This is a genomic window from Bradyrhizobium sp. WSM4872 (genome assembly GCF_055811715.1).
Genome location: NZ_JBVVPT010000007.1, coordinates 275,058 through 291,078 on the forward strand (window position 1 = coordinate 275,058; position 16,021 = coordinate 291,078).

Annotated in this window: 12 protein-coding genes; 7 read left to right on the forward strand and 5 right to left on the reverse strand. The window is 63.7% G+C overall.

Features of this window, described 5'->3' with window-relative positions:
• Positions 1 to 35: 35 nt before the first annotated feature.
• The 3 genes from AC0L3C_RS13175 to AC0L3C_RS13185 form a co-directional block, all read right to left on the reverse strand.
• Entirely contained in the window at positions 36 to 2,255 is a 2,220-nt protein-coding gene (locus AC0L3C_RS13175; protein ID WP_473408175.1) for an acetate--CoA ligase family protein, read from the reverse strand.
• A gap of 191 nt (positions 2,256 to 2,446) precedes the next feature.
• The gene (locus AC0L3C_RS13180) at positions 2,447 to 3,019 is read right to left on the reverse strand and encodes a class GN sortase (protein ID WP_473408176.1); all 573 of its coding nucleotides are present in this window, start codon (positions 3,017 to 3,019) and stop codon (positions 2,447 to 2,449) included.
• 169 nt (positions 3,020 to 3,188) lie between these two features.
• Positions 3,189 to 5,450, reverse strand: coding sequence for a marine proteobacterial sortase target protein (locus AC0L3C_RS13185; RefSeq protein WP_473408177.1), 2,262 nt, complete (start codon positions 5,448 to 5,450; stop codon positions 3,189 to 3,191).
• Between the two features lie 183 nt (positions 5,451 to 5,633).
• Here AC0L3C_RS13185 and AC0L3C_RS13190 point away from each other — a divergent pair, with 183 nt between their 5' ends.
• Positions 5,634 to 6,404 carry a helix-turn-helix transcriptional regulator gene (locus AC0L3C_RS13190; RefSeq protein WP_473265953.1) on the forward strand — a complete coding sequence of 257 codons (771 nt, stop codon included), beginning with the start codon at positions 5,634 to 5,636 and terminating at the stop codon, positions 6,402 to 6,404.
• A gap of 63 nt (positions 6,405 to 6,467) precedes the next feature.
• On the opposite strand, the gene AC0L3C_RS13195 is transcribed toward AC0L3C_RS13190, so the two are convergent.
• Entirely contained in the window at positions 6,468 to 7,688 is a 1,221-nt protein-coding gene (locus tag AC0L3C_RS13195) for an ABC transporter substrate-binding protein (protein WP_473265954.1), read from the reverse strand.
• 88 nt (positions 7,689 to 7,776) lie between these two features.
• On the reverse strand, positions 7,777 to 9,327 hold the full coding sequence (locus tag AC0L3C_RS13200) for an acyl-CoA synthetase (RefSeq protein WP_473265955.1): 1,551 nt from the start codon (positions 9,325 to 9,327) through the stop codon (positions 7,777 to 7,779).
• A 264-nt stretch (positions 9,328 to 9,591) separates the two neighbouring features.
• Between AC0L3C_RS13200 and AC0L3C_RS13205 the strand changes: the two genes are divergently transcribed.
• The 6 genes from AC0L3C_RS13205 (at position 9,592) to AC0L3C_RS13230 (ending at position 16,009) form a co-directional block, all read left to right on the forward strand.
• Positions 9,592 to 10,728 (forward strand): acyl-CoA dehydrogenase family protein, encoded by a 1,137-nt coding sequence (locus AC0L3C_RS13205; RefSeq protein WP_473265956.1) that lies wholly within the window; start codon positions 9,592 to 9,594, stop codon positions 10,726 to 10,728.
• 131 nt (positions 10,729 to 10,859) lie between these two features.
• Entirely contained in the window at positions 10,860 to 12,023 is a 1,164-nt protein-coding gene (locus AC0L3C_RS13210) for an acyl-CoA dehydrogenase family protein (RefSeq protein WP_473408178.1), read from the forward strand.
• A complete protein-coding gene (locus tag AC0L3C_RS13215) occupies positions 12,023 to 12,679 on the forward strand; it encodes a glutathione S-transferase family protein (RefSeq protein WP_473265957.1) in 657 nt (218 codons plus the stop codon). The genes AC0L3C_RS13210 and AC0L3C_RS13215 overlap by 1 nt, the downstream gene beginning before the upstream one ends.
• 298 nt (positions 12,680 to 12,977) lie before the next feature.
• Positions 12,978 to 13,778 (forward strand): AraC family transcriptional regulator, encoded by an 801-nt coding sequence (locus AC0L3C_RS13220; RefSeq protein ID WP_354205983.1) that lies wholly within the window; start codon positions 12,978 to 12,980, stop codon positions 13,776 to 13,778.
• Positions 13,779 to 14,078: 300 nt separating this feature from the next.
• Positions 14,079 to 15,026, forward strand: a complete 948-nt coding sequence (locus AC0L3C_RS13225) for an IS110 family RNA-guided transposase (RefSeq protein WP_473265976.1) — start codon at positions 14,079 to 14,081, stop codon at positions 15,024 to 15,026.
• Positions 15,027 to 15,142: 116 nt separating this feature from the next.
• Positions 15,143 to 16,009, forward strand: a complete 867-nt coding sequence (locus tag AC0L3C_RS13230; RefSeq protein ID WP_473265958.1) for a beta-keto acid cleavage family enzyme — start codon at positions 15,143 to 15,145, stop codon at positions 16,007 to 16,009.
• Positions 16,010 to 16,021 lie beyond the last annotated feature (12 nt).

Genomic DNA, 16,021 nt, shown 5'->3' on the forward strand with positions numbered 1-16,021 from the left:
GCGGATTGCGCTGCGCTAATCCGCCCTACGCGACATCAATGCCCAGCGGCGCGTTTGGCCGCGGCATTGTTCAGCACGATGAGGGCATCGACGGCGACGCCTGTTTTGGCATTGACCAGGAACGGATTGACGTCAATCGAGGCGATCCGGTCGCCGGCATCCGCGATCAGGTTGGAGAGGCCGACCAGCGCCTTCACCGCGGAGGCCTCGTGCAAGGCCGGCTTGCCCCGATAGCCGCGCATCTTGATACCGGCTTTGGTGCGGCCGATCAGAAGCCGGGCCTCGGCCTCGTCCAGTGGCGCACCGGCGAGGGCCACGTCCTTCATCAGCTCGATGTCGATGCCGCCGGTGCCGAACAGCACGACCGGACCCATCTCGGCATCGAGGGAGGCGCCGACCACGAGCTCCAGATCGGCCTTGACCTGTTGCGCGATCAGGATGCCGTCGAGCTTCGGCTTGCCCTTCAGCCTGTTCACCCGCGCGGTGATGTCGGCGAATGCCTTTTTCACCTCGGCCGGGCTGTTGAGATTCAGCACCACGCCGCCGATGTCCGATTTGTGCAGGATCTCGGCACTGACGACTTTGGCCACGACCGGGAAACCGATCTGCTTCGCGATCTTCACGGCCTCGGCTGCCGTCTGTGTGATTGCCTCCTTCGAGATCGGGATGCCATAGGCCTTCAGGAGCTTCTTCGAGGCGACCTCGTCGAGCGCGGCGCCGGTTGCCGATTTCAGCGCCTTCTCAAGCACGGCACGCGCGGCAGGTTTCGAGCTCGAGACGACATCAGGCACTTCCTTGCGTAGCTTGGCGTAGTCGAGCAGCGACTTGATCGCGGTCACCGCGCGATCCATGCCCTGCATGACCGCGAGATGTGGCAGCGATTTGCGCAAGGTCTTGGTGAACTCGGTGAAGCCGATCGACATCGCGCTGATATAGATCACCGGCTTGCCGGCCCGGCTCGCCATCTCGTCGACGATGCGCAGATTGCGCTCGCGCAGCTCGTGCGGCGCTTTCGGCAGCTCGGCATCGATGATGACGATGTCGATATCAGGGTCGTCGATCATCAGCCCGATCGATTTCATGTAGACGGAGGGATCGACCACCGCGGCAAAGCCGGCGTCGAGCGGGTTGCCGACGATCGAGCCCGGCCCGAGCATCTTTGCCAGCTCCGAGCCGACATGCGAGCTGAGTGGTGCAAAATTCAGGCCTTCTGCATCGAAGGCATCGATCAGCATGCCGCGCTTGCCGCCGGATAGCGTCACTGCGGCGAGCCGGTCGCCCTTGGGCACAGCGGCGTGAACGAAGCATTCGGTGGTCTCGATCAGCTCGTCGAGCCCGCCGACCCTGATGACCCCTTCGCGCGTTGCAATGGCGTCGAATGTCTCGATCGAGCCCGCGAGCGCGCCGGTGTGTGCCATCGCCGCCGCGCGGCCACCTTCGGACGACCCGAGCTTGAGCGCGATCACCGGTTTGCTCGCGGCGCGCGCCGCCTTGCAGGCGTCCCGGAATGCCTTGGTGTTGCGCACGCCTTCGAGGTAGACCACGATCACCTTGATGCTCGGATCCTCGGCGAAATAGCGCATCAGGTCCGGCGTCTCGAGCCCGGCCTCGTTGCCGGTCGTCACCATGTAGCCGACCCCGACGCCGCGATCTTCCAGGGCTTGGCGGATCGCCATGACGATGGCGCCGGATTGCCCGGCAATCGCCACCGCGCCCTGTTCCATGGTGACGATACGGTCGTCGATATTAGTGAAGAGCTTTTCGCCCGCGCTCAAATTGCCGAGGCAGTTCGGGCCGGTGACCGCCAATCCCGTCTGGCGCACGGCCGCGTGCAGTTCGGCGGCGAGCTTTTGGCTTTCCGCGTCCTGCAACTCGCTGAAGCCTGAGGTGACGATGGTGGCCGAGCGGGCGCCGGCCGCGGCGGCATCGCGGATCACCTGCACGGCAAAGCGCGCCGGCACCAGCACCAGCACGTGGTCGGGCTTCTCCGGGAGGCTTGCAAAGTCCTTGTAGCAGGGGACACCCCAGATGTTGTCGCGCTTGGCATTGACCGGATAGAGCCCGCCCTCGTAGCCGTATTTGACCAAATTGTTCCAGATGCGCTCGGCATAGTTGCCGGGCTTATCGGTCGCGCCCACCAGCACGATGTTGCGGGGATGCAGCATGGCGTGGATGCCTTTGACGATGTCGCTGGCATCGGACGGCGGTGACCATGGGCGCGACGAAGCGAAGGCGGCAGAAACGCGAGCTTCCATGGTGTGACCTCACCTGTTGTTCTTGTTGGCGGTGCGTCACTCTGTTCTATGGCGAGTTCTTCGGACTGGCAACCACGTGGGCGGGTATGCCGTGTGATGGAATGAGCGCGCATCAAACGCTGGTCCACACGCGCTTGCGCCAGAACGTCGTCTCTTGCGGAATGGAGTCGGCATAGCGCAATGCCTTCCCGTCATGGGCCGGTAGTTCCTATCAGCGTGGCATGCAGGACGTAGCGCTCGGGGCCGGACGCGATGGCGTCGAATGGCCAGCAGGTCGCGAGCACGAGCTCGAAGTCCTGAGTTGCGGGACCGATACCTGATGCATCAAAACGAACGACAGCAGAGGAATCCGCGCGATAGCGGAAGTGTTTGCCGTCACTGCGTGTGACATCGATCAGGTCACCAATGGCGACATTCCGCAGGAAGCGGAAATGAGTGTCGCGGTGCGCTGCATATACGGCAACACCCCGCTCGCCCGCGTCAGCCGTTTGGGCGAGATGGCCGGGTCCAAAAGCAAGCGCCTGGCCGCTCGCGCCTTCCAGCACGATCGCGCTGGCGCCGATCCGCCTCACCTCGATCCGCGCGACCGGCCAGGTATCCGCCCAGGACCATGGCCTGACCACTTCGCCGGTCGCAACACTCCGGTCGAACGCGCGCTCCAGCAGCACCTGCGCGAGCCACGCTTTGGCGTGGATGTAGGCGCCGTCGCCAAACAGGATGATGCCGATCAGGGCGAGAGCCAGGGGAGAGATGAAGCGGGGCATTGTTTCCACACTCGTCATTGCGAGCGACGCGAAGCAATCCAGAATCTTTCCGCGGAGGCAGCCTGGATTGCTTCGCTGCGCTCGCAATGACAACAAAAAGGCGCGCGCGGCCGTTGGTGTGGGACGGGCAGCCGCGCGCGCTAACAGAGGAGTTCGGGGGGCTCCTCTCTCAAGCGGCGTCAGTGAGCAAGGTCTGACGCCGGTTGAACACGAACAGGACCATGGCGAGCAAGATCAGGATCACGCCTGCAGTCATCTTCAACTCGGCCGAGGTCGCGGTCTTGGGCAGGCGGATCGTATCGGTTGCCGCCGGCGTCGGCCGCCTCGTGGCCGGCTGGCTGCGCGCGTCGGCGTGACGCTCGCGGAGCTGCGCGGGGACCTGCTGTCGTTCGCCAAAGACCTTCGCGAAATCCCAACCGGCCGGCAGGTTGATCGGCAATTCGCTGGGCTTGAGCGGCTCTCCTTCGGGACGGCTCGGTGTCTTGTCGACCGCGACGAGGCTGGTGAGCCGCGTGACGATCTGATGATCGAGCGCCAGTGCCAGGATTGCCCTGTCGGAATCTTCGGGCGTCATCTCGCGCAGGGTGCGCGCTACTTCGGCATCGTCGATCTTGCGCTTGGCCCAAAGCTTCGACAGGCCTTTGCCTTCCGCCGCATTTTGCAGCGGCAGCGTCACCGACCATGGGCGGTCGCCGACGCGGCCCTTGATCTCGACCGCGCCGGCGAGCGTGTCGAGCCTTGCCGCCAGCACCAGCGGCTCGTCGCGATAGACGTCGGGAATGATCGTCGGTGTGACGTCGGCTTTGGCTTCGGAGAACTTTGCGCTCAGGCCGGTCACGGCCGGGTTCTCGAGCTTGGCAAACAGGCCGCGCATGCGCTCCTCGACCTGCTCGACGGAGCCGATATGGGTGAAAGCACCGCGGCCGAGCTCGGCAGCGCGCGTCATCAGATAGGTGTTGGGCGCCGACCCGATGCCGACCATGAACACGCGCGAGCGGCCCCGCATCGCCGTGATCGTTTCGAACAATTGCTGCTCGTTGCCGATCGCACCATCGGTCAGGAATACGACCTGGCGAACCATGCCGGCGTCGCCGAGCTTGTCAGTCAGCGCGGCCCGCATCGCGGGCACCATCTCGGTGCCGCCACGCGCCTGCAGCGCGCTGACGAACGAGGTTGCTTCAGCGACACGCTCGGCATCCGCCGCCACTGAGGCCGGAAACAGCACGTCCATGGTGTCGTCGAAACGGATGACGTTGAAACGGTCGGTCGACTGGAGACGGGAGACCGCGTAGGTGAGGCTCGCCTTGGCCTGAACGATCGACGTGCCGCCCATCGAGCCGGAATTGTCGATCACGAATACCACCTCGCGCGGCCGTGGCTTCTGCGTCGCCTGCTCGGCGGCGGGCGGGGTGACGAAGGCGAGCAGATAATCGGCGTCGCCGACACGCTCGCGGAATAGACCGACCGACGGCGCCTTCACGGCGGCCGGCTTCCAGGTCAGTTCGAAATCGCGGTCGGCAGGCACCGCACCGTCGGCAAGCGTGACGATTCGCGTCGTATTGTCCGGGCTCTCGACCTTGACGTTGTGGTGGGGGCTCTTGACCTCGCCCAGCGCAAAGCCGGCGTTCAGGCGTACCGTGATGCTGGTCGGATTGACCGGCGGATTCCCGGCGGGATCCATCACGGGCGGCGAGATGCGGTCGCGGTCCGGCACCGGGTCCGAATTCGTCGCACCCCAGCCGGAGCCGTCGTTGCGGAAATCGACGCTCTGGACGATCGGCGCTGGATTGTAGCGCGGCCCGACCACCAGCGGTAGGCGCAGCGAATATTCGTTACCGGATTGATGCACCGGCTCCTGATATTCGATCTGCACCAGCACGGTTTCGCCGGGACCGATGTTGGCGACCGAGTTGGTGAAGATGTTCGGCCGCTCCTGTTCGGTGAGCGCGGCCTTCTGGCCGGCCCGGCGCGCCTCTTCGTAGATCACGCGCGCCTGCTGCCGCTCCTTGATGTCGCCGACGATGACGCGGTTGCCGACCACCATCTTCAGCGAATCGACGGCACCGCCGGCGGGGAGCGGATAGACATAGGTCGCCTCGACCCAGTCCTTCGTCGGGTTGCGGAAGATCTGGGTGACGCGGGCGCGCAGCGTCGGGCCTGATACCGTGATGTCGATATCGATGCCGAGGCGGATCGCTTCCGTGTGGGCCCCGTCCTCCTTCAGAAGCAGGGTGCCGGACTTGGCGTCGCCGGGCTGAAGCAGGCTGGCCTGCTCCGTCGTTGCCGACCAGCCGGGCTCCAAGCTCACCAGCAGGGCCACGAAGGCGACCAGCATCACTGCGATACCCTGCGCCAGAAGGAACAGTCCGACCACGATGAGTCTGCCCAGCCAAGGGTGTTCGTTGCTGTCCGTCGTGTCGTAAGTATCCATTTGGCCTGCTCCCGGGGATGTTTGCTGGCTCTGAGCATCCGCCGGGAGAGCCCGATTTCGCGAGCAGAATGATCGGCAATGATCCGCCGCGGCCGGCCCGCGCGGCCCGCCGCCGGGGGGCCAAGTGCGGTTTTGTGCTGGTTTGTCCGCCCTGCTAGGATGTCATCCTGGAGCAGGGCCACGATGCAGACGCAGGACAAATTCGCCGACAAGCAGCTTTCGGACGAGCAGAGTCGCGAGATCGCAGAGACCATCCGTGAGGAGCTTGCCAGGCGCCGGATCTCCCGGCAGGCGCTGGCCGAGCAGGCCAAGCTCAGCCTGTCGACTCTCGAGAAGGTGCTCGGCGGCCGACGGCCGTTCACGCTGGCGACCACAGTACGGCTGGAGCAGGCGCTGGGCGTCTCGCTGCGCAGAAGCGCCGTCGTGGTGACGCCTCCGGCCGCGAGCGATGTCGCGCCCGACAGCCTCGGCTCCTATGCCCATCGCGCGGTGACTTGGCTCGAGGACGTCTACATCACGCTACGACCGTCGTTCGGCGACAAGGACGCGATCTTCGCCTACCGCACCGAGATCATCTGGGAGCCGAAAGTCTCCTCATTGGTGTTCCGCGAGGGTGAGCGGACCGATGCGGCCTATGAACACACCGGCGAGGTCGCGGTGCCGCATCAGTCCGGCTTCATCTATCTCGTCATCATCAAGCACGGCCAGCATCGCGTGATCACGGTGTCGCGGCCGACGGTCGCCGGCGAGATGTACGGGATCATCTCGACGCTCCGCGCCGGCCCCGGCTCGCAATTGACGCCGATCGCGGCGCCGATCGCCTATGTGCCGCTCAGGAATGTTCAGAAGCCGTCGCTGGGACGGATCGGGCCCGACGATGAAAACCACGCGTCGTACCGAAAGCACCTGCGCCGCACGGTTGAGGAGTGCTTCGCGCTGTTCCTGCCGGGATAGCACACAAAAGAATAGCGACCTTGCGGCCGCTATTTTCGTCAAGGTCCGTGCGATCGTCGCGAACTAGCCGCCCGTTTCGGCGCTGATGATGTCGCCGAACAGCTCCCACTGGCCCTTCTTGAACCGCCACATCTTGAGCTGCTCGATCGGCGCGAAGTCCGTGGAAGAGGTGTTGATCTTGATGCCCGGGATCAGGGTGTCGGGAACGAAGTCCTTGAGGCTCGCTGCCTGCTTCATCACATTTTCACGGGTCAGATTGTCGCCCGCTTGCTTCAGCACCTGCACCATGGTCTGGGCTGCGGCATAGGCGTAAACCAGATTGGCGTCGGAAATATTTGCACCGGGGATGTATTTGTCGACGAAGACCATGAACTTCTTCATGCCCTCATCATCCTTCCACTGCGGATCCGACGCATCCTTCAGATAGCCGGCCGACAGCACGCCTTCGGATGCCTCGAGGCCGGCCGGCTTCATCACCGCGCCGATCGACACCGAGACATCGGTCATGAGATGCATCGGCTTCCATTCGAGCTCGGCGATCTTCTTGATCGCCTGCGCCGCGAATTTCGGGGTCGCGATGTTGACGAAGACGTCGGCGCCGGTGCCCTTGAGCTTGACGATATGAGCATCGATCGAGGGTTCCGACGTCTCGTAGCTCTCTTCGGCGACGATCATTTTCGATGCTCTGTCGCCGAACACGTCCTTGATGCCGGCGAGGTAGTCTTTGCCGAAATCGTCATTGGCATAGAAGATCGCAACCTTCCCGTCCGGCTTCTCCTTCAGAATATACTTGGCGAAGATCTGTGCCTCGACGCGGTAGCTGGGCTGGAAGCCCATGGTCCAGGGAAAGTTCTTCGGGTCGTTCCACTTGCTCGCGCCGGTGGCGAGGAACAGCTGCGGCACCTTCTTGGAATTGTGATACTTTTGCACGGCGGTCTGGGTCGGCGTGCCCAGCGCGTTGAATACCAGGAAGACCTCGTCGCTCTCGATCAGCTTGCGGATCTGTTCAACGGTCTTTGGCGGCGAGTAGCCGTCATCGTAGGAGATCCAGTTGATCTTGCGGCCGTTGATGCCACCCTGGTCGTTGATCATCTTGAAATAGGCTTCCTCGGTCTTGCCGATGACGCCGTAGGCGGAAGCCGGGCCGGAATAGGCCTCGACATTGCCGATCTTGATCTCGGTGTCGGTGACGCCGGTGTCGTACGCTTTTTGGGCATACGCGCTCTGGGTTGTGAGCAGTGCCAACGCCGTTGCTGCGGCAAGCAGGGAGAGTTTCTTGTTCATGAAAATTCCTTGAAATTCCTTGGGGTTTCTTCTGAGTTGGAGCAGGCACGTCGAAAATGAAAAGCGCCCGTGAGAGGGACCGCTTTGATCAGGCGTTGGCGGCTTTCTTGTCGGCTTCCGAGGCGCCTGAGAATTCCTTGCGCAAGGTCGGCTTGTGGATCTTGCCGGTGGCATTGCGCGGCAGAGCTTCGACGAAGCGAATCTGGCGCGGACATTTGAAACGCGCGAGATTCGCGGCGCAGTGCGCGAAGACATCGGCCTCGGTCAGCCGCTGGCCGGGCTTGGCCGCGACGATGGCGAGGCCAACCTCGCCCCATTGCGCATCGGGAATGCCGATCACGGCGGCTTCCGCGATGGCGTTGAGTTGATGCAGGACGTTCTCGACCTCGGCCGGATAGACGTTCTCGCCACCGGAGATGTACATGTCCTTCCAACGGTCGACGATGTAGTAAAAACCTTCGTCGTCGACGCGTGTGGCGTCGCCCGTGTGCAGCCAGCCATCGGTGAATGACGTCTTGTTCGCCTCCGGCCTGTTCCAGTAACCGGGCGTGATGTTCGGTCCCTTGACCCAGAGTTCGCCAAGCTCGCCGACATCGGCATCGCTGCCATCGGGACGCACGATGCGCACTTCCGTGTGCAGCACCGGCTTGCCGGCGGAGCCGGCTTTCCGTGCCGCATCCTCGCGGTCGAGCACCAGCACGGCCGGCGAGGTCTCGGTCATGCCGTAGCCCTGCTGGAGTGCGACGCCACGCGCCTCCCACACCTTGAGCAGCGGCACCGGCATTGGTGCGCCGCCGACACCACCGACGATCAGCCGGCCGAGGTCGGTGGTCGCGAAGGCCGGATGCTGGGCCATGAACTGGTAGATCGCGGGCACGCCGAAGAACACGTTGATGCCCTGCGCGGGATCACTGATCAGACCAAGCGCCGTGCCGGGATCGAAGGCGCGCATGATCATCACGGTGCCGCCAGCATGCAGCACCGGATTGGTGTAGCAATTCAGACCACCGGTGTGGAACAGCGGCAGCACGGTGAGCAGCACCGAGGACGGCCCGATGCAGGCGGGGCCGCCGAGATTGACGCAATTCCAGAAGGTCATGCCATGGGTAATGGTGGCGCCCTTGGGATGGCCTGTCGTGCCCGAGGTGTACATGATGGTCGAGACGTCATCGAGGGTGACCTCCTCGATTGTCTCAAGTGGCTTTGCGGCGGCGACGCCGGCCTCGTAGGTGCCGCCGGGGCCAAGCAGCAGGCTCGTCTCAATGCCGCAGAGCTTTGCCACGGCAAGCGCCGTTTCGGCGAGATCGGTGTCGTGGATCATCACCTTCGGCGCGCAATCTGCGGTGATGAACTGGAGCTCGGGAACGGTGAGGCGGGTGTTCAGCGGCACGAAGATCGCACCCAACCGGCCGCAGGCGAATTGCACCTCCAGCGTATCGGTCGTGTTCAGCGCCAGCACCGCGACCCGCTCGCCGCGCGAGACTTTCAGCGAATGGCGCAGAAATGACGCGAGACAAGAGATGCGCGCGTCGAGCTGCGCATAGGTGAAGCGGCGCTCGCTCGCGAGATCGATCACCGCAATCTTGTTCGGCGTGCGGCGGCCATAATGGGCGATCCAGTCGTAGTAGCGAACGGCCAAGAATTCCTCCCTCGGCGGTCTGGTGCCGCCCGCGTCCCTATTGCCATGCACCATGCCCGGCATGGCCCAGGGGCCAGCCGGAGTTTGTGCACCACGTCTTTTTTTGATCCGGAGTTGGCACGCGAGCGGTGAAAATCGTCTTGCGTTGAGTTGCTGGAGCGGGCCTGCTCGGCGGGAAGCCTTGGCCAGCCACTCCGCGCAAGTGAGCCGCTAAGGTTCCAGCCATGGTGAACGAGACGAATCCGCCAGCGAGGCGAGAGTGCGATGATGAGCCCGTTCTATACCGCCGAGCATGACGCCTTTCGGGACGTGATGCGCCGCTTCGTCGACAAGGAGATTGCACCCTTCGCCCACGAGTGGGACGAGGCCGGCGAATTCCCGCGCGCGCTTTATCGCAAGGCGGCCGAGATCGGACTCTTGGGGCTCGGATTTCCCGAGGAATATGGCGGGATCGCCGCCGACCAGTTCATGAAGATCGTCGCCAGCCAGGAGCTGGCGCGGGCCGGCGCCGGCGGCATCAGCGCCAGCCTGATGAGCCATACGATCGGTTCGCCGCCGGTCGCGCGGGCCGCGCGCCCCGAGGTCAAGGCGCGCGTGCTGCCCCAGGTGCTCGCGGGTGAGAAAATCTCCGCGCTCGCGATCACCGAGCCGGGCGGCGGTTCTGATGTTGCGAGCCTCCGGACCAAGGCGCGGCGCGACGGCGATCACTACGTCGTGAGCGGCGAGAAGACCTTCATCACCTCGGGTATGCGTGCCGACTATCTGACCGTTGCGGTGCGCACCGGCGGCGAGGGCGCCGGCGGCGTCAGCCTGCTCCTGATCGAGGGGGATACGCCGGGCTTGTCCCGGACTAAATTGAAGAAGATGGGCTGGTGGGCCTCCGATACCGCGACGCTGCATTTCGACGAGTGCCGCGTGCCGGCGGAAAATCTGATCGGCGAGGAAGGCCAGGGCTTCAAGATCATCATGCGGAATTTCAACAGCGAGCGCATGGGCATGGCAGCGGGCTGCACCGCGTTCGCGCGCGTCTGCCTCGACGAAGCGATCGCCTATGCCAAGGAGCGCAAGACCTTCGGCAAGCCGCTCGCGCAGCATCAGGTGATCCGCCACAAGATCGTCGACATGGCGCAGAAGGTCGCCGCTTCGCAAGCGATGCTGGAGATGCTGGCCTGGCGGCTGGAGCAGGGCGAAAGCCCGGTCGCCGAAATCTGCATGATGAAGAACCAGGCGACGCAGACCATGGCATTCTGCGCCTCCGAGGCTGTGCAGATTTTTGGCGGCGCAGGCTTCATGCGCGGCATCAAGGCCGAGCGCATCTACCGTGAGGTCAAGGTCAACGCCATCGGCGGCGGCACCGAGGAGATCATGAAGGATCTCGCGTCGCGGCAGATGGGGCTGTGAACGTCCCCTCCGTCATGCTCGGGCTTGTCCGGGCATCTACGTTCTTGCTGCCGGGTGACGAAGGCGTGGATGGCCGGGACAAGCCCGGCCATGACGAGCACATCAGAGATACCGAGAGCTGAGCTGACAAAATGCTGTTTACCGCCGATCACGACGAGATCCGCCGAAGCTTGCAAAAATTCATCGCTAACGAAATCAATCCTCATGTCGATGAATGGGAAAAAGCTGACATCTTCCCGGCGCACGCGCTGTTCAAGAAGATGGGCAGCCTCGGCTTTCTCGGGCTGAACAAGCCCGTCGAATTCGGCGGCTCCGGCCTCGACTATTCCTATGCGCTGATGATGGCGGAGGAGCTTGGCGCCATAAATTGCGGCGGCGTGCCGATGGCGATCGGGGTGCAGACCGACATGGCGACGCCGGCGCTGGCGCGGTTCGGCTCCGATGAGGTGCGGCGCGAATTCCTGGCGCCCTCGATCTCTGGCGACTATGTGGCCTGCATCGGCGTCTCCGAACCCGGCGCAGGGTCTGACGTCGCCTCGATCAAGACCAATGCGCGCGCGGACGGCGACGATTACGTCATCGACGGCGGCAAAATGTGGATCACCAACGGCACCCAGGCCGACTGGATCTGCCTGCTCGCCAATACCGGCGACGGACCCGTTCACCGCAACAAGTCACTGATCTGCGTGCCCATGAAGACCAAGGGCGTCACCCTCGCGCGCAAGCTCGACAAGTTGGGCATGCGCTCCTCCGACACTGCGCAGATATTCTTCGACAACGTCCGCGTGCCCAAGCGCAACCGGATCGGCGAGGAGGGCAAGGGCTTTACCTACCAGATGATCCAGTTCCAGGAGGAACGGCTCTGGGGTGCGGCGGCCTGCCTGAAGGCGCACGAATACATCATCAACGAGACCATCGAATACACCCGCAATCGCAAGGCCTTTGGGACGTCGATCCTCGACAACCAGGTGGTCCACTTCAAGCTGGCCGAGATGCAAACCGAGGTCGAGCTGTTGCGCGCGCTGATCTACCGCGCCGGTGAGGCGCTGGTGGCGGGCGAGGATGTCACGAAACTTGCGACCATGGCCAAGCTGAAGGCCGGCCGGCTCGGCCGCGAGCTGACCGACGCCTGCTTGCAATATTGGGGTGGGATGGGCTTTACCAACGAGACGCCGGTCAGCCGCGCCTATCGCGACAGCCGCCTGACCTCGATTGGCGGTGGCGCCGACGAGGTCATGCTGATGGTCCTGTGCAAGATGATGGGCACGCTGCCCGGCAGCAAGGGAAGTTCCTGATGATCACGCTTTATCATTGCGACGGCGCACGCTCCTTCCGTCCGCTCTGGATGTTGGAGGAAATGGGGCTTCCCTACGAATTGAAGATGCTGCCGTTCCCGCCGCGGGTGTTCGCCAAGGAATACCTCGCGCTCAATCCGCTGGGTACCATTCCCTTCATGGTCGATGGCGAGACCAGGATGACGGAATCGTCCGGGATCTGCCATTATCTCGGCATCAAACACGGGCCGACGCCGCTGATGGTGAGACCTGAGGATCCCGCCTATGGCGCGTTCCTGAACTGGATGTATTTCAGCGACGCCACGTTAACCTTCCCGCAGACGCTGGTGCTCCGATACACCCAGCTCGAGCCGGAAGAGCGCCGCAATCCGCAGGTCGCCGGCGACTATGCCAAATGGTTCTTGGGCCGGCTGCGCGCCGTCGAGGCAGCCACCGCGAATACCGAGGCCTTGTGTGCTGGCCGCTTCACCGCCGCCGACATCGTGATCGGCTACGCGCTCCGCCTCGCCGATACTATCGGGCTTGCCAAGGATTTTGGGCCAAATGTCGCAGCCTATTGGGCGCGCCTGCAGCAGCGCGATGGTTTCAAGCGCGCGGTTGCTGCGGAGCAACAGGCCGGTGTCGAGCAGAACGTGGCGCCAAGAGTGAGGGCTTAATCGTCTTCCTGGCGAAAGCCAGGACCCATTACCCCAGGGATTAATTTGACGAAGGCCCGGGGTTGTCTCCCTCGCGCTGCAACTCCGCCCTGGGGTAATGGGTCCTGGATCGGCGCTCCGCTCCGCTGCGCTTGTCCAGGACGACGATGTTGGCAGGAGTTCCGGCTCGGCATCACCCCTCGCGGAGTGCCGACCTTTTGCGCTTCATGATAGCGCTATCCCGCCGTGACAGCGCCCAGATTTCCGCTAAGGTGACCTCCGTCCGCAGCGGCCAAAGAGCCGCGCGAGGAGGATCCCAATGGAAGATAACGGTCGCGAATCCGACCATTTGATGCTGATCACGCCGGAGCGGGTATTCTATGCCGGCCTGCTCGGCCGCCCCCGCAAGCGAACGCCCGGCTGCTGTCATGTCTATGTCGCGGTCAAGGGCAGCCTGCATCTGACGATCGACGATGCCCTCGCCACCGGCGAGCTGTTCGTCACCCTGCCGAACCAGCGGCATTCCATTGCCAGCGACTACCGCACCGCGATCAGCGTCACGCTGGAGCCGGAGAGCATGCCTGATGGCGTGATCGAGGTCCTGGCCGAGCGGCTCACCGGACCCGACAGGGCCGTCTATGCCCGCAAGATCCTCGCCGCCTACACGCTGCTGCGCCAGCGCCGCTACGGCGACATCACCACCGCCGAATTCGACGAGATGTGTTTTGGCGAAGCGCTGCCGCGCCGCGTGCTCGATCCCCGCGTGACGCGTGCGGTCGCCCGTATCGGCCGCTTCACGGGCGAGCCCGTGACGGCGGACACTTGTGCGGCGGACGCCGGACTTTCCGCTTCGCGTTTCCTGCATCTGTTCAAGGAGGAGACCGGCATCTCGTTCCGCTCCTTCCGCGCCTGGAAGCGGGCGCGGCACCTGCTGCACTTCGCCAACCAGGACCTCAACCTCGCCCATCTCGCGCAGGACATCGGCTATCCCGACAGCACCCATTTCAGCCACTCGATCCGCCGCTTCTATGGCTTGAAGCCACGCGCGATCTTCGTCGGCTCGCGCGATCTTGCGATCTATCGCAGCAGCGAGACGGTGAGGCTTGCGGAGGCGAGCTAGCATCGTAGGGTGGGCAAAGCGAAAGCGTGCCCACCACCTTCTTGAGGTGTTGAGAGATGGTGGGCACGGCGCAAGAGCGCCTTTGCCCACCCTTGTAATAGCGCGATCAGTTATCCTGGACACGTTCCGTGAGGAATGGCCTGCCGCGGTTTGCACCCCGCGACAGGCCGCTGGCGATCGGAGCGAGCCCACCCAGAGCAGTTTGTGGCTGCCCCGTAGCGTGATCGCGTCAGCACCTTCATCGGACCCGGATGGTTGCCGGAACAACTTGGTTCGCTTCACAAGGCAGGGTCGACGAAGATGACACAGACTAACATAACGACGGCCGGAATCGATACGTCCAAGGCCAAGCTGGACGTCGCGGTCCACGGTCGAACCGAACGCTGGCAGGTCGCCAATGCTTTACCGGGCTGGCGCGCTCTGGCAGCAAGCCTGGCCAAGGCCGGCGTCACGCGGGTCGGGATCGAGGCCACTGGCGGCTATGAACGCGGCGTGGTCGAGCATTTGCGATCGGCCGGTTTTACCGTGCTGTTGCTGCAGCCGCTTCAGGTCAAGGCGTTCGCCAAGGTCCATTTACGCCGGGCCAAGAACGACGCGCTCGACGCCGTATTGATCGCCGCCTGTGCTGCGGCGCTCGATCCCCCTGAGATCGCGCCGGATCCGCGATTGACGGAATTGGCCGACTATCTGACCTTTCTTGAGCAGATCGAGGAAGACATCCGGCGCTTCAAGACCCGTCTCGAGCACATCGACGAGCCTGCGTTGCGACGCATCGTCGACAGCGACATCGCCCGGTTGAAGGCACGCAAGGCGGCGCAGATCCGTGACATTGCCAAGCGGCTTCGTGCCTACGACGACCTCGCCAAGCGGCTCAAGCTGGTGCTGAGCGTTCCCGGCATCGGCGAGCGGACGGCACTGGCGATCGTCATCCGCATGCCCGAGCTCGGTCGCGTCAGCCGTGAGCAAGCCGCAGCCTTGGCCGGGTTGGCTCCGTTCGACGCGGATAGCGGACAACAACGCGGACAGCGCAAAATCGCCGGAGGCCGCAGCCGCCTGCGGCGATCCCTGTTCGCCGCCGCCCTTCCAGCTGCCTTCCGTTGGAACAAGGCTCTGATCGCGCTGTACGCCCGCCTCATCGCGAAGGGCAAAGTCCACAACGCAGCACTCGTCGCCTGCGCCCGCAAGCTCCTGATCTACGCCAATACTGTCGTACAACGCGGCACGCCCTGGACCGAAAAAGCCGCCTAGCCTTTAATGGTTGCTACGATTTCTCGCCTTTTTCCAGCTTCTCCGCGCAAGAAGCCGCATGCCGCCCATCACATGATCGCAAACGTTGAATTATCAACGTGCGAGACATTCAAGGCATGAGTGACAAGGCCGTCATCACCTGCGCGCTGAACGGCGTGCTCACCGACCCGAAGCAGCACAACGTGCCTGTCACGCCCGAGCAGATGGCGCGCGAGGCCAAGGCTGCGTTCGATGCCGGCGCGTCCATCATGCACATCCATCTGCGCCAGCAGGCGCCGGACAAGGGGCATCTGCCGTCCTGGGAGGTCAGCGTCAGCAAGGAGATCCAGCAAGCGATTCGCGAATCCTGCCCCGGCGTGATCATCAATCACACCTCCGGCGTCTCCGGGCCGAACTACAGCGGCGCGCTGGATTGCATCCGCGAGACCAGGCCGGAGATCGCGGCCTGCAACGCCGGCTCGCTGAATTACCTGAAGGTGAAGGCCGACAACAGCTGGGCCTGGCCGCCGATGATGTTCGACAATGCAGTCGAGAAGGTGAAGGACTACCTCGACGTCATGAACGCGGTCGGCAGCATCCCCGAATTCGAATGCTTTGACGTCGGCATCGTCCGCTGCGTTGGCATGTACCGCCAGGTCGGCATGTACAAGGGTCCGCTCGAATATAACTTCGTGATGGGCGTCGCCTCCGGCATGCCGTCGGATCCCGATCTGCTGCCGATCCTGATCAAGCTGAAGCGTCCTGAAGGGCATTTTCAGGTCACCGCGATCGGCCGCGAAGAGATCTGGCCGCTGCATCAGCGCTGCGCCGAGCTCGGCGGTCATCTGCGCACCGGTCTCGAAGATGCCTTCTATCTCGCCGACGGCAAGAAGGTGACGTCGAACGGCCAGCTGATCGAGGCCATCGCCGCCTGCGCCCGCCGTGCGGGCCGCGAGATCGCGAGCCCGGCGGAAGCGCGGAAGATTTTTGGGACGAATCGCTAAACGTCGTTCCGG

Bases quoted from the DNA above. Each gene is read 5' to 3' on its own strand.
- AC0L3C_RS13215 (WP_473265957.1), top strand. From the start codon at position 12,023: ATGATCACGCTTTATCATTGCGACGGCGCACGCTCCTTCCGTCCGCTC.
- AC0L3C_RS13185 (WP_473408177.1), bottom strand. From the start codon at position 5,450: ATGGATACTTACGACACGACGGACAGCAACGAACACCCTTGGCTGGGC.
- AC0L3C_RS13225 (WP_473265976.1), top strand. From the start codon at position 14,079: ATGACACAGACTAACATAACGACGGCCGGAATCGATACGTCCAAGGCC.
- AC0L3C_RS13175 (WP_473408175.1), bottom strand. From the start codon at position 2,255: ATGGAAGCTCGCGTTTCTGCCGCCTTCGCTTCGTCGCGCCCATGGTCA.
- AC0L3C_RS13205 (WP_473265956.1), top strand. From the start codon at position 9,592: ATGATGAGCCCGTTCTATACCGCCGAGCATGACGCCTTTCGGGACGTG.
- AC0L3C_RS13220 (WP_354205983.1), top strand. From the start codon at position 12,978: ATGGAAGATAACGGTCGCGAATCCGACCATTTGATGCTGATCACGCCG.
- AC0L3C_RS13195 (WP_473265954.1), bottom strand. From the start codon at position 7,688: ATGAACAAGAAACTCTCCCTGCTTGCCGCAGCAACGGCGTTGGCACTG.
- AC0L3C_RS13230 (WP_473265958.1), top strand. From the start codon at position 15,143: ATGAGTGACAAGGCCGTCATCACCTGCGCGCTGAACGGCGTGCTCACC.
- AC0L3C_RS13190 (WP_473265953.1), top strand. From the start codon at position 5,634: ATGCAGACGCAGGACAAATTCGCCGACAAGCAGCTTTCGGACGAGCAG.
- AC0L3C_RS13180 (WP_473408176.1), bottom strand. From the start codon at position 3,019: ATGCCCCGCTTCATCTCTCCCCTGGCTCTCGCCCTGATCGGCATCATC.
- AC0L3C_RS13210 (WP_473408178.1), top strand. From the start codon at position 10,860: ATGCTGTTTACCGCCGATCACGACGAGATCCGCCGAAGCTTGCAAAAA.